General features: G+C 69.0%; 19 protein-coding genes. 7 read left to right on the top strand and 12 right to left on the bottom strand.

The genetic code is table 11. The features are described 5' to 3' along the window. Positions 1 to 7: 7 nt before the first annotated feature. The 6 genes from ABD104_RS22815 to ABD104_RS22790 form a co-directional block, all read right to left on the bottom strand. Positions 8 to 976: a Bug family tripartite tricarboxylate transporter substrate binding protein gene (locus ABD104_RS22815; RefSeq protein ID WP_132979263.1), complete on the bottom strand. Its 969-nt coding sequence runs from the start codon at positions 974 to 976 to the stop codon at positions 8 to 10. 25 nt (positions 977 to 1,001) lie between these two features. After that, positions 1,002 to 1,478, bottom strand: a complete 477-nt coding sequence (locus tag ABD104_RS22810) for a RidA family protein (protein WP_087839875.1) — start codon at positions 1,476 to 1,478, stop codon at positions 1,002 to 1,004. 16 nt (positions 1,479 to 1,494) lie between these two features. Then, the gene (locus ABD104_RS22805) at positions 1,495 to 2,487 is read right to left on the bottom strand and encodes a Bug family tripartite tricarboxylate transporter substrate binding protein (protein ID WP_343928261.1); all 993 of its coding nucleotides are present in this window, start codon (positions 2,485 to 2,487) and stop codon (positions 1,495 to 1,497) included. 24 nt (positions 2,488 to 2,511) lie between these two features. After that, positions 2,512 to 3,396 (bottom strand): polysaccharide deacetylase family protein, encoded by an 885-nt coding sequence (locus ABD104_RS22800; protein WP_087839873.1) that lies wholly within the window; start codon positions 3,394 to 3,396, stop codon positions 2,512 to 2,514. A gap of 45 nt (positions 3,397 to 3,441) precedes the next feature. Further along, positions 3,442 to 3,828, bottom strand: coding sequence for a RidA family protein (locus ABD104_RS22795; RefSeq protein WP_343928260.1), 387 nt, complete (start codon positions 3,826 to 3,828; stop codon positions 3,442 to 3,444). A gap of 84 nt (positions 3,829 to 3,912) precedes the next feature. Then, positions 3,913 to 5,175, bottom strand: a complete 1,263-nt coding sequence (locus ABD104_RS22790) for an alpha-hydroxy acid oxidase (protein WP_343928259.1) — start codon at positions 5,173 to 5,175, stop codon at positions 3,913 to 3,915. A 123-nt stretch (positions 5,176 to 5,298) separates the two neighbouring features. On the opposite strand from ABD104_RS22790, the gene ABD104_RS22785 reads away from it, so the two are divergent. Next, positions 5,299 to 6,198, top strand: a complete 900-nt coding sequence (locus ABD104_RS22785) for a LysR family transcriptional regulator (protein ID WP_087839870.1) — start codon at positions 5,299 to 5,301, stop codon at positions 6,196 to 6,198. Between the two features lie 9 nt (positions 6,199 to 6,207). Here the strand turns inward: ABD104_RS22785 and ABD104_RS22780 are convergent, their stop codons facing one another. Beyond that, positions 6,208 to 7,185, bottom strand: coding sequence for a Bug family tripartite tricarboxylate transporter substrate binding protein (locus tag ABD104_RS22780; protein WP_343928258.1), 978 nt, complete (start codon positions 7,183 to 7,185; stop codon positions 6,208 to 6,210). 144 nt (positions 7,186 to 7,329) lie between these two features. On the opposite strand from ABD104_RS22780, the gene ABD104_RS22775 reads away from it, so the two are divergent. The 3 genes from ABD104_RS22775 to ABD104_RS22765 all read left to right on the top strand — a co-directional run bounded on the left by ABD104_RS22775 (position 7,330) and on the right by ABD104_RS22765 (position 10,115). Continuing rightward, the gene (locus ABD104_RS22775; RefSeq protein WP_132979266.1) at positions 7,330 to 7,899 is read left to right on the top strand and encodes a DNA-3-methyladenine glycosylase; all 570 of its coding nucleotides are present in this window, start codon (positions 7,330 to 7,332) and stop codon (positions 7,897 to 7,899) included. A gap of 131 nt (positions 7,900 to 8,030) precedes the next feature. After that, complete coding sequence (locus ABD104_RS22770; protein ID WP_343928257.1) at positions 8,031 to 9,008, top strand: Bug family tripartite tricarboxylate transporter substrate binding protein; 978 nt, start codon at positions 8,031 to 8,033, stop codon at positions 9,006 to 9,008. A 15-nt stretch (positions 9,009 to 9,023) separates the two neighbouring features. Further along, positions 9,024 to 10,115, top strand: a complete 1,092-nt coding sequence (locus ABD104_RS22765) for a CaiB/BaiF CoA transferase family protein (protein ID WP_343928256.1) — start codon at positions 9,024 to 9,026, stop codon at positions 10,113 to 10,115. A gap of 6 nt (positions 10,116 to 10,121) precedes the next feature. On the opposite strand, the gene ABD104_RS22760 is transcribed toward ABD104_RS22765, so the two are convergent. From ABD104_RS22760 to ABD104_RS22740, 5 genes are all read right to left on the bottom strand, one after another. Beyond that, complete coding sequence (locus tag ABD104_RS22760) at positions 10,122 to 11,078, bottom strand: LysR family transcriptional regulator (RefSeq protein WP_343928255.1); 957 nt, start codon at positions 11,076 to 11,078, stop codon at positions 10,122 to 10,124. A 20-nt stretch (positions 11,079 to 11,098) separates the two neighbouring features. Beyond that, positions 11,099 to 11,983, bottom strand: a complete 885-nt coding sequence (locus tag ABD104_RS22755; RefSeq protein WP_087839991.1) for a DUF72 domain-containing protein — start codon at positions 11,981 to 11,983, stop codon at positions 11,099 to 11,101. A 4-nt stretch (positions 11,984 to 11,987) separates the two neighbouring features. After that, positions 11,988 to 12,551, bottom strand: a complete 564-nt coding sequence (locus tag ABD104_RS22750; protein WP_087839864.1) for a GNAT family N-acetyltransferase — start codon at positions 12,549 to 12,551, stop codon at positions 11,988 to 11,990. Positions 12,552 to 12,650: 99 nt separating this feature from the next. Continuing rightward, entirely contained in the window at positions 12,651 to 13,295 is a 645-nt protein-coding gene (locus ABD104_RS22745; protein WP_087839863.1) for a YiaD family glycine zipper/OmpA-like lipoprotein, read from the bottom strand. 141 nt (positions 13,296 to 13,436) lie between these two features. Beyond that, positions 13,437 to 14,249 carry an alpha/beta hydrolase gene (locus tag ABD104_RS22740; RefSeq protein WP_087839862.1) on the bottom strand — a complete coding sequence of 271 codons (813 nt, stop codon included), beginning with the start codon at positions 14,247 to 14,249 and terminating at the stop codon, positions 13,437 to 13,439. A gap of 242 nt (positions 14,250 to 14,491) precedes the next feature. On the opposite strand from ABD104_RS22740, the gene ABD104_RS22735 reads away from it, so the two are divergent. From ABD104_RS22735 to ABD104_RS22725, 3 genes are all read left to right on the top strand, one after another. Next, a complete protein-coding gene (locus tag ABD104_RS22735) occupies positions 14,492 to 15,070 on the top strand; it encodes a BPSL1445 family SYLF domain-containing lipoprotein (RefSeq protein WP_087839861.1) in 579 nt (192 codons plus the stop codon). 146 nt (positions 15,071 to 15,216) lie between these two features. Further along, positions 15,217 to 15,504, top strand: coding sequence for a hypothetical protein (locus ABD104_RS22730; protein ID WP_087839860.1), 288 nt, complete (start codon positions 15,217 to 15,219; stop codon positions 15,502 to 15,504). 9 nt (positions 15,505 to 15,513) lie between these two features. Next, positions 15,514 to 16,914: a hypothetical protein gene (locus ABD104_RS22725; RefSeq protein WP_243724415.1), complete on the top strand. Its 1,401-nt coding sequence runs from the start codon at positions 15,514 to 15,516 to the stop codon at positions 16,912 to 16,914. The last annotated feature ends 24 nt before the right edge of the window (positions 16,915 to 16,938 follow it).

The raw sequence follows: 16,938 nt of genomic DNA, 5'->3' as shown, positions 1-16,938 counted from the left end.
GCGGGTCCTAGTTGAAGACGATGTGGGCCTGCTTGATGACGTCGGTCCAGCGCGCCAGGTCGCGTTTCAGGAAGTCCGCGGCCTGTTCGGGCGTGCCCCCGACGATCTCGGCGCCGAGATCCTTCAGTCGTTGGCGGATGTCCGGCTGCTGCAGCCCGGCGTTGACCGCCTCGTTCAGCTTGTCGACGATCTTGCGCGGGGTGCCGGCCGGCGCGAACATCATGTACCAGGCGCCGATTTCGTAGCCTTTCAATCCCGCCTCGTCCACGGTCGGGACCTGCGGCAGCAGGGCCGAGCGCGAGCGGGACGTGACCGCGAGCGCGCGCAACTGGCCGCCGTTGATCAGGGGCAGCAGCGCCGGCATGTTCTCGAAGGCCAGCTGCACGCGGCCGCCCACCAGGTCGACCAGCGCCGGCGCCGTGCCCTTGTACGGCACGTGCGTCATGTCCACGTGGCCCATCAGCTTGAACAGTTCGCCGCCCAGGTGGGACGATGAACCGTTGCCGACGGACGAGAACGCCAGCTTGCCCGGATTGGCCTTGGCGTAGGCCAGCAGCTCGGGCACGGACTTGACCGGCAGCGACGGGTTGACGACGAGCACATTGGGGACGATGGCCACGAAGGCGATGGGCGTCAGGTCCTTGATGGGGTCGTAGCGCAGGTCGGGGAACATGCTGGGCGCGGTGGAGTACGAAGGCATGCTGCCCAGCGTGATCGTGTAGCCGTCGGCGGGCGACTGGGCAACGTGGGCGGTGCCGATCGTGCCCGAGGCGCCGGGGCGGTTCTCGATCACGACGGGCTGGCCGAAGCGCTGGGAGATGGCCTGGCCCAGCGCGCGGGCCAGGATGTCGTTGGCGCCGCCGGGCGTCCACGCGCTGATCAGGCGGATGGGCTTGGCCGGGTAGTCCTGGGCGCCGGCGCAGGCCGCGGCCGTCATCAGGCCAACGGCGGCCGCGATGCGTAGGGAGGATTTCATGAGGGATCCTGTCGCGTGGAGGCGGTCAAGCCGGCGTGATTTCGAAGGTGCACAAGGTCTCGACCGGCGCGGTGTAGATCAGGTCCGGCACGCTCAGGCTGGCGCGGGCCATGGCGGCGCGTTCCGGGCCGAACACCTCGACGAACAGGTCGGACGCGCCGTTGGACACATAGGGTGCGCGCTCGAAGCCCGGCGCACCGTTCACGTACACCACCAGTTGCACGACCCGCACGATGCGATCGAGGTCCTTGAGCACCGCCTTGGCCTGGGCCAGGTGGTTGATCGCGCACAGTCGGGCCGACTGGTAGGCCTCTTCCACCGTGACCTTGTCGCCGACCTTGCCCAGGTAGGGAAAGTCGCCGTTGGTGTGGCCCAGGGTGCCCTGGCAGAAGAACAGGCCGCCGGCGGCCACGCCGGGGACCAGGGCCGGGTTGGCCTTGATGACCGGGGCGTCGGGCAGCGTGATGCCCAGTTCCTTCAGGCGGTTTTCGATCGCGGACATGGTGCTTGCTTCCTTGTCATTCGAGAGAGATGTTGGCGGCCTTGATGGCGTCGCGCCAATAGGTGAATTCGGAACGCCAGAACCGGTCGAGTTCGGCGGTGTTCATGGGCGAGGGGACGGCACCGAGCTCCTTGAGCTTGGCCACCGTTTCCGGATCCCGGGCGGCGGCCAGCACGGCCGACTCCAGGCGGGCCAGCACGGCGGGCGGGACGCCGGCACGGGTGAAGATGGAGATCCAGCTCGAGTTCTTGAACGCGGGCAGGCCGGACTCGGCGATGGTCGGCACGTCGGGCAGCACGGCGATACGCTCTTCCGTGGTCACCCCCAGTGCCGTGACCTGTCCCGCCTTGATCAGGCTGATCGGACCGGTCACGTTGTCGAACACGGCGGTGATGTTGCCGGCCAGCAGGTCCTGGATGGCCGGCGCAGCGCCCTTGTAGGGCACGTGCGTCATCTGGATGCCGGCCATCTTGGCCAGCAGTTCGCCCGACAGGTGCTGCACGCCGCCGGCGCCGCCCGTGCCGAAGGTCACCTTGCCGGGATTGGCCTTGGCCCAGGCGATGAATTCCTGCAGATTGCGCGCGGGCACGTTCTTGTTCAGGATGATCACGTTGGGCAGCTTGCCCACCATGGCGACCGGTTGCAGGTCCTTGATGGGATCGTATTGCAGGTTCTTCTGCGTCAGCGGGTTGATGACCGCCGTGGTCACGATGTTCACCAGCACCGTATAGCCGTCGGGTTCGGCGCGCGCCACTTCGGCGGTGCCGATGGCGCCGGAGGCGCCGGGACGATTGATGACGACCACCGGCTTGCCGAGCTCGGCGGACATCTTCTGCGCGATCATCCGGCCCACGACGTCGGTCGAGCCGCCGGGCGCGAAGCCGATCACCAGCTTCAGCGGCCGGTCGGGAAAGGGCGCCTGCGCCAGGGCGGGCGTGCCGGCGCAGGCCAGCGTCGACAGCGTGGCGGCCAGCAGGGCGCGCCGGATGCGGGTGTGGCGGGTGCTCATGGAAACCTCCGGGTGGGAAGGGAATCAGCGCCGGATGGCGGCGCGCACGTGGGCGATGGCTTCCTGGCGCGTGCCTATCCAGATGTCGTCCGCGGCCTTGGCCTTTTCGATCAGTTGTTCGAACACATGGATGCCGGTGATGCGGCCGAACACGTGGGCGTGGATGGACGGGTCGATGCGCACGGCGCCTTTCTCGCGGGTGCGTACGTAGTCCAGCCAGTCATCGAACATCTCGACCATCATCCGCGGCGAATTGCCGTAGCGGATGTACATGGGCGTGTCGTTCAACTCCATGCCGCCTGGGAACGCGGCGATCTCGCGGTCGCCGAAGCGGACCAGGTAGGGCAGGTCGTCGTTCATGGTGTCGCCGTGCCATTGGTAGCCGGCCTCGGCCAGCAGGCGGGCGGTGCGCGGGCTGGGCGTGGCGCGCGGGCTGATCCAGCCCTGCGGCCGGCGGCCGGTGGCCTGTTCGAACAGCGCCGTGGTGCGCGCCAGGTTGGCGCGTTCCTGTTCCTCGTCCAGGTAGGCGGGGATCACGTCCATGCCGTACGAATGGGCGACGATCTCATGCCCCGCATCCGCGATGCGGCGCACCACGTCGGGATAGCGCTCGGCCAGCACGCCGCAGATGATCATCGTGCTGCGGATGTCATGCTGTTCCAGGATGTCCAGGATGCGATGGATGCCGCGGCGCATGCCGTATTCCACCCACCCCAGCGCGTTCAGGTCCGGCACGCCGGGCTTGAGCGGATTGCCCATCGGCCCCAGCGAGGGCCAGGCGCCGTCCGACCACCCTTCGCAGGCGACGCGGAAGAACACGGCGATGCGCTTGCCGCCGGGCCAGAGGAAATCGGGAGGCAGGAGGTATTCCTGGCCTCCGGCATGGACGTCTAGGGTGGGTGCGGGCATGGGATGGTCCTTGCGATGGCGGGGAGGTGGCGGCCGGGAAGGTGATCAGACTTCAGCCACGCATTCGATCTCGAGCAGGAAGTCCTTGCGCGGCAGACGGGCCTCGACGGTGGTGCGGGCGGGCCATTGCATGGGGTCGTTGCCGAAGAACTCGCGGTAGATCTCGTTCATCTCGTCGAAGTCGGCACGGCGGTCCAGGAAGATGTTGACCTTCACCACCTTTTCCAGGCTGGAGCCGGCTTCTTCCAGGATGTTCTTCAGGTTGGTCAGGCATTGCCGCATCTGCGCCGGAAAGTCGCCCTTGGCCAGCTGCATTTCGCCGAAGTAGGCGGGGCAGCCCGACACGAAGACGAGGTTGCCGGTGCGCACGGCGTGGGCGTGGGGCGCCTTGGTGCGGGTGACGTTGGGGCTGTAGATGACGGTCTTGGTCATGGCGGAGATCTCCGTGTTCGATGGATCCAGGGGTGGAGGAGGCGGCGGGCGCGGGGCCCGCCGCGAAAAGGTGGTCGTTGTCCTTCAGGCGGCGCGGCGGCCCGCGCCCACGGGTGCGAGGAAGCCGGCATCCAGTTCGTCCAGCGTGTTGACGCCCAGCATGGCCATGCCGCGGTCCACTTCGTCGCCCAGCAGCCGGACGGCATGGCGAACGCCCGCAGCGCCCGCCACCGCCATCGCGTAGTTGAAGGGGCGGCCGACGAACACGCAGCGGGCACCCAGCGCCAGCGCCTTGAGCACGTCGGTGCCGCGGCGCACGCCGCCGTCCATCATGACCGCCAGGCCGCCCGCCGCCTCGACGATGGCGGGCAGGACGCGCAGCGGCGACACCGCGCCGTCCAGTTGCCGGCCGCCATGGTTGGACACGATGACGCCGTCCACGCCCAGTTCGCGGGCGCGCGCGGCATCGGCGGGATGCAGGATGCCCTTGAGCACCAGGTGCTCCTGCCAGCGCCGGCGGATGCGCGCCACGTGTTCCCAGTTCAGGTGGTCGCGCGCGGTGAAGTCGCGCATGACGCGGGCGGACAGGATGGGAGCGCCGCGCGTGGCGAACGAGTTCTCGAAATGCGGCATGCCGTGGCGGGCCAGCGTGCGCAGGAAGGTGCCGCACAGCCAGCGCGGATGACTCACGCCGTCCCAGGCCAGCCTCAGGCTGGGGCGCAGCGGCGTGGAGAAACCCGTGCGCAGGTTGTTCTCGCGATTAGCCATGACGGGGATGTCCACGGTCAGCACCAGGGTGCGGTAGCCGGCCTGCGCCACGCGGTCGATCAGTGGATCGATGCGCGCGGCATCGCCGGGCAGGTAGGCCTGGAACCAGGTGCCGGGCGCATGCCGGGCGACGTCTTCGAGCGGGATCAGCGAACTGCCGCTCATGATCGACGGCATGTCCGCCTCGGCCGCGCCGGCGGCCAGCACGATGTCGCCCCGGTAGGCGGACAGCGCGTTGATGCCCATGGGGGCGATGCCGAAGGGGCGCGCGTAGCGCGTGCCGAACAGCGTGATCGACTGGCTGCGCCGGGACACGTCGACCAGGGTGCGGGGAACGAAGCCGTATTCGGCGAAGGCCGAGGCGTTGTCGCGCAGCGAACTGTTGCGCTCGGCGGCGCCGGCGACGTAGCCGAAGATGGGACGAGGCAGGCGCCGCCGGGCCAGATCCTCGAAGTCGTCCAGGCACAGGGCCTCGCGCAGGATGCGCGGCTCGTCCAGCCCGGCCGGCCGGGAGGACGGCTGGGCCGGAGCTGTGCCCAAAGGCAGGGACGTAGGCGTGGGGTCGGCGTTGGCGCTCATCGGGATCGCGGCGTGCGGTAGTTCCAGTCGAACGCCACTCTACGGACCCTGCTTGTATGAAGAAAGCGATAAAATCCCAATAAGCTATTTCGCTTTTTGGAAAATAGATCCGCCCGCCACGCCATGACGCTCAAGCAACTCGAGGCCTTCTACTGGGCGGCTACCTGCGCCAGCTTCGCCATCGCGGCGGAGCGCCTGCACCTGTCCATCTCCTCGCTGTCCAAGCGCATCAACGAACTCGAACAGTCGCTGGGCGTGGGCCTGTTCGACCGTTCCGGCCACAGGGCGGAGCTGAGCGAGGCGGGGCGCAGACTGGTTCCCCGGGCATGGAACCTGTTGCAGGAAGCCGAAGCCGTGCGGCGCTGCGTGGCGGTGGATACCGGCTTGACCGGCCGGTGCCGCATAGGCGTGGGCGAGCTGACGGCGCTGACCTGGCTGCCCCGGCTGCTGAAGCTGGCGCGGCGCGAGCATCCCGACCTCGTGGTCGAGCCCATGGTGGAGGTGGGCGCGGCCCTGGAGCACGGACTGGAAAGCGGCCAGCTCGACTGCGCCGTGATCGCCGGCCGCTCGCCCCGCCCGGACATCTGTTCTGAACGCATAGGAGAGGCCCGTTTCTCGTGGGTGATCGCCTCGGATACCGAGCCCGCGGCAAGCGCGATGAGCGATCGCCTGCTGGACGCCCATCCCCTGATCACGCTGGCGCTGGGCGCCGGCACCACGAGGCTGCTGGACGACTGGTTGAACGACAGCGGACTGGATGTCCGCCAGCGCCTGATCTGCAACAACTGGGGGGCTATCGCCGGCCTGGTCAGCGAAGGGGTGGGCGTGGGGATGCTGCCCGCCGCCTGGGCCGCCGAGCTGGCCAGGCGCGGCCGCATACGGGTGCTCAAGAGCTCGCCCGCGCTGGGGCCTTTGCCTTATTCGTTCCGCTGGCGGCGGGACGATACGCGGCCGGTGGTGCCCGGCATGCTGGCCATCGCCCGCCAGGCCATCGACTTCTCGGCACGGAACCGGCTGCTGTAGGAACAGGCCCTAGTCGAGCCTGATGTTGGCGTCGCGCACCAGCTTCGCGTTCAGCTTGAGGTCCTTCGCGATCAGTGCGCCCAGTTGCGACGGGGCCCCGGGGGCGACGTTGAAGCCCATGCCGCCCAGCGTGGCCCGCGTGGCGGCCGCTTCCAGCGAGGCGTTGATCGCCTGGTTCAGGTAGGCGACCACCGCGGCCGGCGTGCCGGCCGGGGCCAGCACGCCGTACCAGGAGTTGGTCTCGAAATCCGGGTAGCCCTGTTCGGCGATGGTGGGCAGGTCGGGGGCCAGCGCGGAGCGGGCCTTGGACGTGACGCCGTAGCCGCGCAGCTTGCCGTTGGCCAGGTAGGGCAGCATGTCGGGCAGGTTGTTGAACATCAGGTCCACCTGTCCGCCCAGGATGTCGGTCAAGGCCGGCACGCCGCCCTTGTAGGGCACGTGCAGGATGTCCACGCCGGCCATCTGCTTGAGCATCTCGCCCGCCAGGTGGGCGGAGGTGCCCGTGCCGAACGAGGCATAGGACAATTTGCCCGGATGTTGCCTGGCGTAGGCGACCAATTGCGGCAGGGTCTTGGGCTCGAGTCCGGGCCGGCCCACCAGGATGTTCGCGGTGGCGCCCAGCAGGGCGACCGGCGCGAAGCCGTGTTCGGTGTCGTAGGGCAGCTTGGCGTAGAGCGAGGGGTTGATGGTGAAGCTGTTGGCCACCGTGACCAGGGTGTAGCCGTCGGCAGCGGATTTCGCCACCTGGTCGACGGCGATGACCGTGCCCGCCCCCGGCTTGTTCTCGATGATCAGGGGTTGGCCGAACCGGCCCTGCATGCCCTGCGCGACGGCGCGCACGACCTGGTCCATGGTGCCGCCAGGCGGGTAGGGCACCAGCCAACGCACCGGGCGGGCGGGGTAGGACTGGGCGTGGGCGGGCACCGCGGGCAGCAGCGCGCAGCCCGCCGCGCCGGCCATCGTCAGTAGGGCCTGGCGTCTATCCATGAGTGCGTATCCTTTCGGGAAGGGGAGGTGGACCCGCTTCGTGCCGGGCCGCGCGGGTGTTGGCAAAAGTATCGGGAGATCGGCGGCGGGCGGCAATCGTCCCAGCGGATACACTCTGTTCTCGCTGCGAGAACGGATGTCCCCATGCCTCACCTTGCCCATATCGATTTCCATGCTCCGTCGGCCGAAGTCGGTCCGCTGCTGATCGGCGTGACCCTGCTGGTGGACGGCGTGGGGGGACGCATCGTGGAGGCCGAGGCCTACGACAGGGAGGACCCCGCCTCGCACAGCTTCTCGGGGCCCACGCCGCGCAATGCCTCGATGTTCGGCGAACCCGGCAGGGCCTACGTCTACCGGTCTTACGGCATCCACTGGTGCCTGAACCTGGTCTGCCGCGAATCCGGCCACGGCGCCGGGGTGCTGATCCGCGCGCTGGAGCCGACCCATGGCCTGGACATCATGCGCGCAAGACGCGGGGTGGACGATCCGCGGCTGCTGTGCTCGGGACCGGGGCGCGTGGGCCAGGCCCTGGGCATCGATCGCAGCTTCGACGGCATGCGGCTCGATCGCCCGCCCTTCGAACTGGTGGCGCGCGAGGGCGAGCCGGACATCGCCACCGGTCCGCGCATCGGTATCTCGAAGGCGCTGGACGTGCCGTGGCGCTTCGGGATGGCCGGGTCGCGCTTCCTGAGCAAGCCCTTTCCGCGGCGCTGAGCGCCGCGCGCCGCGGCCCATAGAAAAAGCCGAAGGCGGATTCCCGATTTTCGAATTGTTGCGGGGGGCGGGCGCGGCCACAATCGCGGTCACTCGGCATTCATGCCCATACCCATGACAGGAGACCCGCCATGCGCGCACGCATTCTTGCCGCGGCACTGGCTTGCTGCCTCGTGCCGGCAGCAAGCCAGGCCGCCCCGGCCGATACCTACCCCGACCGCCCGATCCGCCTCGTGGTGCCCTATGCCGCCGGCGGCGGCGTCGACCTGCTGGCGCGGAAATTCGCCGAGGCGCTGGGCAGCCAGGTGGGGCAGAGCGTGTTCGTCGAGAACAAGGTGGGCGCGGGCGGCACGCTGGGCGCGGTGTCGGTCTCGCAGGCCAAGGCGGACGGCTACACGCTGCTGTTCGGCGGCTCGCCCATGATCACCAACAAGCTGATCAATCCCGCCGTGGGCGTGGACGTGCTGAAGAACCTGGCGCCCGTGTCGCTGATCAACATGAATCCCTTCGTGCTGGCGGTGGCGGGGACGTCGCCCTATCGATCGATCCAGGACATCCTGGCGGCCGCCCGCCAGTCCCCGGGCAAGCTGAACTTCGCCTCGGGCGGCGTGGGCACGGGCTCGCACCTGGCGGGCGCCGCGCTGGCCACGGCCACCGGCATCGACGTGGTCCACGTGCCTTATCGCGGCTCGGTGGATCTCGTGCCTTCGCTGCTGGGCGGCCAGACGCAGTTCTGCTTTCCGGTCGTGACGGCGGCGCTGCCGCAGGTCGAATCGGGCGCCGTGCGGGTGCTGGGCGTGACCTCGGCCAGGCGGCTGCCCATTCTTCCCGAGGTGCCGACGCTGAAGGAGGCGCTGGGCAACGACGACACGGTGATCGAGTCGTGGAACGGCGTCTGGGGGCCGGCGGGCATGCCCGCGGACATCGTGGCCAGGTTGAACCGCGCGATCCACGAGACCTTCAAGCGCGGCGACCTGAACGCGTTCTTCGACAAGAACGGATCGCCGGTGGAGCTGTCGCCGACCGCGGACGATTTCGCCGACTTCCTGGCGAAGGAAACCGCCAAGTTCTCGCGCATCGTGCGCGCTTCCAAGATCGTTCAATTCTAGGCGCATGGCCATTCTATGAACCAAGATTTCCTGCCGCTGGCGGGCGTGCGCGTGCTGGATTTCTCGCACGTCATCGCCGGCCCCCTGGCGACCTTCTACCTTGCCCGGATGGGCGCCGACGTCGTCAAGATCGAGAAACCCGCCGGCGGCGACGTGCTGCGCCGGTCCGAGCGGGGGCCGTCGGCCTTCCTGTCGCTCAATGGCGGCAAGCGCTGTGTATCGCTGGATTTCCGCACCGAGCAAGGACGCGCCCAGGTCCTGGAGATGGCGTGCGAGACCGACGTGTTCGTGGACAACTTCCGCCCCGGATCGCTGGAGCGGCACGGATTGGGCTACGAAGCGATCCGGGCGGTCAACCCGCGCGTCGTCTATTGCTCGATCTCCGGGTTCGGCCGGACCGGGCCCTGGGCCGACCGGCCGGCCTACGACCACGTCGTGCAGGCGATGACCGGCATGGCGATGATGGGAGGCATGGAAGGCGACGACCCGATCAAGACCGGTTTCCCGGTGGTCGACGCGGCCACGGGCATGCTGGGTGCGCTGGCCATCGTGAGCGCCCTGCACCAGCGCAACCGCGACGGCCGCAGCATCCTGCTCGATGTGTCCATGGCGGCGGCGTCCATGCAACTGATGTACAGCTATGCCGTCGAGGCCCTGACCAAGGGCGTGTCGCCCCGCCGTGTCGGCAACCAGGGCTATTCGGGCAGCCCCGCCGCCGACTTCTTCCGCACGCGCGACGGCTGGATCGCGCTGGGGGCCAATACGCCCGCGCAGTTCGCCCGCCTGCTGGAGGTGCTGGGGCTGCAAGAGCTGGCCACCGATCCGGCCTTGTTCGACGTGTCGTCCGGGCCGGGCGAGCAGGTGTCTTTCCTGAGGGCGAAGGACCCCGTGTTGCTCAAGGCGCGGCTGCGGGAGCGGATAGAAGAATGGGAGGCGGCGCAGCTCGAACAGCGGCTGGCCCAGGCCGGCGTGCCGGCGTCCAAGGTCCGGTCGGTGGCGGAGTTCGCGGCCGACGCCGTCGCCAGCGGTGCGCTGGAGCCGGTGGTGCTCAAGGATGGCGAGGACAGCGCGGTGGTGCCGGGGCTGGGCTTTCGCGCCTGGGCCTGAGCCGGGTCAGGCCGCCCGCGCGGCGGCCATCTGCCGGGCCGCCCAGACCACGGCCTGCCGCAGCGGTTCGACCCCGGGTAGCTGCATCACGGGTTGGCGCGCCAGGAACGCCAGCCGGCTGACCGGGATGTCGTCGGCGACGGGCAGTATGTGCACGCGGCCCATCCCGGCATAGTGGCGGACCGGCGACGACGGCGCGAAGGTCAGCATGCGGGTGGCCGCCACGACCTCCAGGTTCGTGTGATACGGGAAGGACTCGATGCGAGGTTCCGGCGGGACCAGGCCGGCGCCCAGGAACACGCGCTCGAGCACCCGTCGGGCCTGGGACGCCTTGGGCGGGACGATCCATTCCTGGTCGGCGAGATCGCTCAGCCGCAGCGAGGCATGCCGCGCGAGCGGATGGTCCGTCGCGCAGGCGAACAGCCGGCTTTCCTCGTGCAGCGGTTCGATGTGCAGGTCGGTCAGGTGGCCGCCCTGCACGGGCAACTCGTCCAGGTGGCAGATCGCGCAATCGATCTCGCTCCGGTCCAGGCCGCCGTACAGCACGTTGATGCCGCCATGCGTGATGGCGATGCGGGGCAGGGTGCCGGTGGATTCCATCCGGGCCATGGCCTGCGGCAGCAGCCAGGCGTCGAGCAGCGGCAGGACGCCGACGCGCACCAGCGGCGTGCTGCCCCGCACCACGCTTTCCAGCGCCGTGTCGAACGATGCCAGCGCGATGCGCAACTGCTTCAGCGCGAGATTGCCGGCGTCGGTCAGGCTGCCCCCGCGTGCGTTGCGTTCGATCAGCGTCGTGCCGAAGACCTCCTCCAGCGTCTGCACCATGCTGGTCACGGTGGGCTGGCTCAGGTGCAGGGCCTGCGCTACCGCGGCCAGCGAATGGTGCTCGGCCACCAGCTCCAGCAGGCGCAGGTGCTTGATGCGCAACTGGTCGCTGCGGTTGCGTCTGCTGTCGATGTTCACGTCGGCGTCTCGCGGAAAACCTAGGACGCCCGCATGGGCAGCCCCAGGTTGCTCATCAGCGTCTTGGCATTGCGAGGCGCTTCCACCTTCGCGTCATTGTCGAAGTAGCAGAACACATGGCGCCCGGCGGCGCGGCGCGGCGCCTTGCCGCCCATGCGGCGGGCGTCGCGTGGTTCGCCGCCGCGTGCCCAGGCCCGGATGCGCCGGGCCCAGCCATCCAGCGCCGCGTCGGTGTAGCCGCTGACGTACAGCTCCTGGTCGCCGTGCAGGCGGATGTAGACGAAATCGGCGGTGACGTCTTCGTAGTAGGGCCATTTGCCGGCGGTGTCGGCCACCACCAGGGCCATGCCGTAATGCCGCAGCATGTCGGTGAACGCCGGATCGACGAAACTGTCGTGCCGGATCTCGATCGCGTGACGCAAGGGCAGGCCGGGCTGGGCAGCCAGGCTGGCGCGGCCCTGCATGCGCGTCTCGTGGCGGGCCGCCAGCGCGCGGGCGTGATCGGTATCGTGCGGCAGGGCCTTGAAGAAGGTTTCGAACAACGCCGGGTCGAACCGCAGGCTGGGCGGGAACTGCCACAGGATGGGGCCCAGCTTGTCCTTGAGTTCGAAAAGCCCCGACGCCAGGAAGTTGGCCAGCGGCCGATCGATTTCGCGAAGCCGCAGGATGTGGGTCATGTAGCGCGGTCCCTTCACGCTGAAAAGGAAGCCCTTGGGCGTGTCGGCATGCCAGCGGGCGTAGCGCTCGGGCGTCTGCAGCGAATAGAACGAACCGTTCAGTTCTATGGTCGAGAATTCGCGCGACGCGTAGGCCAGTTCCAGCCGCTGCGGCAGGTCGTCCGGATAGAACACCCCTCGCCAGGGAGGGTAGCGCCAGCCGGAGATGCCCACGCGCATGTCGCCCATGGTGTCATGGACCGCCGGGAAGGCTGCGGTCACCCTGGCCCAGCGGCAACTGCATCATGACGGTATCGACCCAGCGGCCGTGCTTGAAGCCCACGCTGCGCAGCACGCCGGCGTGTTCGAACCCGACCTTGCGGTGCAGAGCGATGGAGGCCGCGTTGCCGCTGTCGCCGATGACGGCCACCATCTGGCGCCAAGGCCCTTCCTGGCAGCGCGCGATCAGGGCCCGCATCAAGGCCACGCCGATTCCGCGCCCGCCCGTGCCGTCGGCGACGTAGACGGAGTTTTCTATGGTGTGGCGGTAGGCCGGCCGCGCGCGGTAGCTGCCGGCATAGCTGTAGCCGACGATCGTGCCGTCCTGCTCGGCCACCAGATAGGGCAGGCCAAGCTCGAGCACGGCGGCGCGGCGGGCGCGCATGTCTTCCACGGTGGGCGGAACTTCCTCGAAGCTGGCGATGCCGTTCAGGACATGGAAGGCGTAGATGGCCTGGATGGCGACCAGGTCGGCGTCGCAGGCGTCGCGGATGACGAGCGTGGGCGAGGGGGACAGGAGTGCGGAGGTGCTGGACATGACGATGAACGTTCCTGGAGCCCGGCCGCGGCCGGGCGCAAGCCATTACTTTACCCAAGAACGCCGCCGCCCCCCATCGGAGGGCGGCGAAGTCGCCGGTCAGTTCTTGGTGGCGTACAGGTAGATCTCGGTGCGGCGGTTGGCGGCGCGGCCTTCCACCGTATCGTTGCTGGCGATCGGGTCGTTGGGGCCGCGGCCTTCGGTGGTCAGGCGCGCGGGCGAGACGCCCTTGCTGGTCAGGTAGTTGACCACCGCCTGCGCGCGGTTCTGCGACAGGGTCTGGTTGAGCGACATCTGGCCGGTGTTGTCGGTATGGCCGACGGCCTTGGCGCGCAGTTCGGGATGCTCGTTCAGTGTCTTGGCGACGCTGTCCAGCACGGGCAGCAGCGCCGGCTTGAGCGCGTAGCTGCCGGTGTCGAACGAGACGCTGCTGGGCACGTTGACCTTCAGCGAACCATCGTTCTGTTCGGTCATGTCGATGCCCAGGTCCTTGGAGCCGGACTTCTCGACGTCCTGCTTGACGGTTTTCCAGTTATAGCCGACCAGCCCGCCCGCCACGGCCCCCAGGCCGGCGCCGATGGCCGCGCCCTTGGAGTTGCCCAGCAGAGCGCCCAGCCCGGCTCCCAGGGCGGCTCCGCCGCCGGCGCCGATGGCCGTGTTGGTCTGCTGCTGGTTGGCGCAACCGGCGACGAAGACGCCAAGCGCCGCGACCAGGGCAATTTTGGAGAGGGTGTTGGTTTTCATGTTGACCTCCTGGAGTGGACTGGGCAAAAGCGCCGTTACGTATTCGCGACGCTTTAGCAGGCTGATGTTAGCCCTTCCATATGACCGGGAATCGCAACATTTTGTACGTTTTGAGGATGGTTTGCATTCTTGCCGCGGCGCTCAGCCGGCGGCGCGGCACTGGTTGCGCACGAACTGCCGGATGCGGTCCATCGCGTGCAGCGAGGCGGGCGAGCCCGGTTCGACGGTGATGAACATATGGGCCTCGTCGTCGTACTTCAGCACGTCGATCGCGCCGCCGGCCCGCCGGTATTGCTCGCCGAAGGCATCGGCGCGGAAGTGGTCGACGTTGGCATCGTCCGTGCCCTGTATCAGCAGCACGGGCGGCAGGTGGCGGGCTTCCCCGCGTTCCACGATCAACTGGGGGTTGTCCCGTTCCATGGCGGCCTCGTCCTGCCAGAAGGCGTGGTGCGCGTCCAGCAATGGCGCGAGCCGGCGTTCGCGGGCCATCCGGTAGCGTGCCAGCGGATCCAGGATCGGCCAGCAGGCCACCGCAAAGCGGACCAGCGGCGCCGGATCCGCCGCCGCGCCGGGGGCGCCCCCCAGCAAGGCGTTCAGCATCAGCAGGTGGCCGCCGCTGGACGTACCCAGGCCGCCCACCCATTCGGGACGGCTGCCCAGCCGGTTCGCGTGCCGGCGGGCCCAGGCCAGGCCGGCGTGGACGTCGGCGAAGGTGGTGGCCGCTTCGGCCTGCGGCGGCATGCGGAAATCCAGTGCGAACGTGGCAATGCCCTCGTCCGCCAGCGCCTCGTGCATGGAGGCATTGTTCAGCCGGTTGCCCCGGATCCAGGCGCCTCCGTGCACGTCGACCAGCAGGGGGACGGCGGCATCGCAGCGGGGCCGGTACAGCCGCCCCGGCAGGGCCTGGCCGTCGAAGGCGGGGAACTCCAGGTCTTGAATGTCGAATCCGGACATGGGCGGGCTCGCTTGGAGGCGGACGTCCTGTTTTGGTCGATACGCCCCGATCTTCGCACACTTGGCGGCTTTCCGTGCTTTTCGCGGCGCGCATGCGGGGCGACGGCCGGATGCAACAGCCGGGTTACGTTTGCATTCGCCGTTTTGACGTATATCCGGCAGAATGGCTGTGCTTGCCGCGGCGGGCCTCGACCCTTCCTCCGGAAGCTGCTTGCGGGCAAGCTCACTCAAGGAGAGAGAGCATGAAACGTCGTCAGTTCCTCTACGCCACCGCTACCGCCGGCCTGCTGGTCGCCGCGGGTTGCACCACGACCGACCCCAACAAGGGCGGCGACAGCTCGCCCGCCGCCAAGCGCAGCCGGATCGATTCCGGGGTCAACGAAACGCTGAACCGCCTGTATTCCACGGTCGACGGTTCCCGCGAACTGGGCAACAAGGCGCGCGGCATCCTGGTCTTCCCCAGCGTGATCAATGCCGGCTTCATCGTCGGCGGCGAGTACGGTGAAGGCGCGCTGCGCGAAGGCGGACGCACCACCGGCTACTACAGCACCGCCAGCGGCTCGTTCGGCTTCCAGGCCGGGGCGCAGTCCAAGGCGCTGGTGTTCATGTTCATGAACCAGGCCGAACTCGACCGCTTCAAGTCCAGCAACGGCTGGACCGCCGGCGTGGACGGATCGGTGGCGGTGGTCAAGGCGGGTGTCAACGCCGCGGTCGACACCAATACCGCCCGGGCTCCGGTCGTGGCCTTCGCGCTGACCAACGCCGGCCTGATGGCCGGCCTGACGGTGGAAGGCACCAAGATCTCCAAGCTCAATCTGTAGCGGGACCGGCCGCTGGCGGATGGGGATGACCTTCCTGTCCGTCGCGGGATCCTCGCATTGCCGGTGCGGGGCGGTCCCCGGAAACTGGCGGCACCTCCGCGGACGGTTGGGCACGGCGCCCGGCGCGCGGGGGTGGAGTCCCGCCCATGTCTCTTCCTGTTTTCTCCGCCCGGCGGCGTCGGCAGCGCGGCCAGTCCATGGTGGAGTACGTCATCATCGTCGCGCTCGTGGCCGTGGCCGCGATCGCCGTCTACCAACTGTTCGGGCAGGTGGTCCGTTCCCAGACGGCCGCGATGGCCCGCGAACTCGCGGGCGAGGACGGCTCGACCGAATCGCGGGCGGCGCAGACCGCGGCCAAGGGTGCCCGGTCCCAGACCTCCGCCCGTTCGCTCAAGTCCTTCACCGGCAACGCCGCGCAGGCGGGCGCGAACTAGATGCGCGCCGTGGATCGCTCTCAGGCCGGACAGGCGTTGGTGCTGGCGGTGGCGCTGCTCGCCGCGGCGGCCGCCGGGTTGGTGCAGCTCTTCAACGGCGGGCAGCTGCTGCGCGAGAAGGTCCGGTTGACGCGCGCGCTGGATGCGGCGGCCTATAGCGGCGCGCTGGCACAGGCCCGGAGCCTGAATTTCCTTGCCTATGCCAATCGCGCGCTGGTGGCCCACCAGGTGGGCATGGCGCATGCCATCACGCTGGCCTCGTGGGCCAGATTCGGCGATACGCAGGCGCGCCGGCTGGCGTCTTCCAATCCGCCCGCCAGCCTGATCGGCGGCCTGTTCGGCGCCGCGCATGGCCGGGCCTACCGGAGCGCCGCGGGCGCCGCCGGAGCAGGCAGCGCCGCCGACTGGGGAGACGGCGCGCTGGCCCGCGCCTTCGCCGAACACGATCGCGTCGTGCACGATGTCCTGGTGCGGGCGCAGGCGGCCGTCCAGCAATCGTTGGCCGACACCCGCATGCGGACCATGCGCGCCGTGCTGGCCGCCCACTATGACGATGGCGCCACGCATCTGGACGCATCCCTGCTGGCCGATACGCTGCCGGGTTTCCTGGTCCGGCATGGCGGCGCGGCGCGGAACCGGCTCAGGGGCATGGTGGAAGAGGCCAACGCGCACTACGGCTTTCTGTCGCCGCGCGATCACGACCGTCGCAGTTTGTTGCCAACGGAGTGGCGATGCCCCTGGCTGCGGCACGAGCTGCGGCGCCGGGGCGCGACCTCGCTGATGGGGCTGGATGCCTGGCGGTCGGTCGACACGCTGTCCTTCCATGCGCTGCGGTCCAATCGCTGGATAGGCTGCTACTACCGTGAATACCCCATGGGCTGGGGCAGCGCCAAGAGCGATGCTTCGTTGGCGGACGACGATCTGCCCCATGTCGATGAACCTCCCGAGGATTTCTCCGACCAGGATTTCTGGCGCTGGGTGAGCGGGCATACCGATTGGAACCTGCTGGATGGGGCGGCCAATCCGCTCGCCAATTCGTTCGCGTTGTCGCAAGGCGTGCTGTGGCAGGGCCGAGGACTGCCGTCGTTCGCCGGATTAGCCGGCAAGCAGGCCGGAGAACCGATTCTTCGCTTTGCCGCAAGGGCCACCCGCGATGCGGCGGCCATGAGGACGACGGACGCCGCCGGGCCACGAGGCGGAGCGGGCCGCCTGGCGTCCGGAGCGGGGCTGGGGGCGGGCGGACTGGCCGCGGTCAGCGCCGCGTCGACCTACTATCGACGACCCGTCGGGCGTGCCGACGGGGGCTCGGAGCGACCCAGTCTGTTCATGCCGTACTGGCAGGCCGGCCTGAGTCCCGTCGCGGCGGCGGAGCGCGAGCAGGCATGGCGCAGGCAGGGGGCGACGCGATGAACGGGCCCATGGAGCGCCAGTGTG

This window comes from Pigmentiphaga daeguensis (assembly GCF_039523035.1).
GTDB lineage: Bacteria > Pseudomonadota > Gammaproteobacteria > Burkholderiales > Burkholderiaceae_B > Pigmentiphaga > Pigmentiphaga daeguensis.
Note: the sequence above shows the minus strand (reverse complement) of the source record. Positions and strands in the feature narration are given on the sequence as shown.

Coding starts and splice junctions, on each gene's coding strand:
- ABD104_RS22745 (WP_087839863.1), bottom strand. CDS start 13,295: ATGAAAACCAACACCCTCTCCAAAATTGCCCTGGTCGCGGCGCTTGGC.
- ABD104_RS22735 (WP_087839861.1), top strand. CDS start 14,492: ATGAAACGTCGTCAGTTCCTCTACGCCACCGCTACCGCCGGCCTGCTG.
- ABD104_RS22775 (WP_132979266.1), top strand. CDS start 7,330: ATGCCTCACCTTGCCCATATCGATTTCCATGCTCCGTCGGCCGAAGTC.
- ABD104_RS22815 (WP_132979263.1), bottom strand. CDS start 976: ATGAAATCCTCCCTACGCATCGCGGCCGCCGTTGGCCTGATGACGGCC.
- ABD104_RS22800 (WP_087839873.1), bottom strand. CDS start 3,396: ATGCCCGCACCCACCCTAGACGTCCATGCCGGAGGCCAGGAATACCTC.
- ABD104_RS22795 (WP_343928260.1), bottom strand. CDS start 3,828: ATGACCAAGACCGTCATCTACAGCCCCAACGTCACCCGCACCAAGGCG.
- ABD104_RS22730 (WP_087839860.1), top strand. CDS start 15,217: ATGTCTCTTCCTGTTTTCTCCGCCCGGCGGCGTCGGCAGCGCGGCCAG.
- ABD104_RS22810 (WP_087839875.1), bottom strand. CDS start 1,478: ATGTCCGCGATCGAAAACCGCCTGAAGGAACTGGGCATCACGCTGCCC.
- ABD104_RS22780 (WP_343928258.1), bottom strand. CDS start 7,185: ATGGATAGACGCCAGGCCCTACTGACGATGGCCGGCGCGGCGGGCTGC.
- ABD104_RS22755 (WP_087839991.1), bottom strand. CDS start 11,983: ATGGGCGACATGCGCGTGGGCATCTCCGGCTGGCGCTACCCTCCCTGG.
- ABD104_RS22765 (WP_343928256.1), top strand. CDS start 9,024: ATGAACCAAGATTTCCTGCCGCTGGCGGGCGTGCGCGTGCTGGATTTC.
- ABD104_RS22770 (WP_343928257.1), top strand. CDS start 8,031: ATGCGCGCACGCATTCTTGCCGCGGCACTGGCTTGCTGCCTCGTGCCG.
- ABD104_RS22785 (WP_087839870.1), top strand. CDS start 5,299: ATGACGCTCAAGCAACTCGAGGCCTTCTACTGGGCGGCTACCTGCGCC.
- ABD104_RS22740 (WP_087839862.1), bottom strand. CDS start 14,249: ATGTCCGGATTCGACATTCAAGACCTGGAGTTCCCCGCCTTCGACGGC.
- ABD104_RS22750 (WP_087839864.1), bottom strand. CDS start 12,551: ATGTCCAGCACCTCCGCACTCCTGTCCCCCTCGCCCACGCTCGTCATC.
- ABD104_RS22805 (WP_343928261.1), bottom strand. CDS start 2,487: ATGAGCACCCGCCACACCCGCATCCGGCGCGCCCTGCTGGCCGCCACG.
- ABD104_RS22790 (WP_343928259.1), bottom strand. CDS start 5,175: ATGAGCGCCAACGCCGACCCCACGCCTACGTCCCTGCCTTTGGGCACA.